This is a genomic window from Salegentibacter tibetensis (genome assembly GCF_020164485.1).
Classification (GTDB): domain Bacteria; phylum Bacteroidota; class Bacteroidia; order Flavobacteriales; family Flavobacteriaceae; genus Salegentibacter; species Salegentibacter tibetensis.
Genome location: NZ_JAIQZA010000109.1, coordinates 1 through 490 on the forward strand (window position 1 = coordinate 1; position 490 = coordinate 490).

Here is a 490-nt window from a genome sequence, read left to right on the forward strand (position 1 = left end):
TTTCTTTCTAAGACCTTGTGTGATAATAGGGTTTAGCTTTGCCACTATCTTTATGGCCTCATTATTTTTATCTTTGAGTCTAAGGTTATCCTTGCCGGAATATGCGGTATCCCCGATTACGGTATCCACCTGAACTCCATTATCCTGGCTTATTTTCAAAAGTATTGGCAATTCCGGACCATCACCTTTTTCACCAGATGTGACCACTGCAGCGCTAATGATACGTTCCTCTGTCATAGCTAGGTGGGTCTTGTAACCAAAGAATTTGCTATCAACTGATTTATGGCCGATCTTAGCATCTGTATCCTTAGAAAGAATATAGTTTTCCTGGGTATCTTCCACGGTTTCCTTTAATAGGTTCAATTTTTCTTTGACTGCAGGAACCAAACTTAAGGTCTGCTCCGATTCAATGCACTTCTCTAGTTCCCTGCAATAGGCCAATTCCTTATCCAGCTCCCTGGAAGAATTCTTTTCCGGCATGCGGTCTTTC

General features: G+C 41.6%; 1 protein-coding gene. It reads right to left on the bottom strand.

Annotated elements, in window-relative coordinates; genetic code table 11:
• Window positions 1–490 (bottom strand): transposase (locus LB467_RS18715; protein WP_224475667.1); only part of this gene is annotated, 490 nt, incomplete at both ends.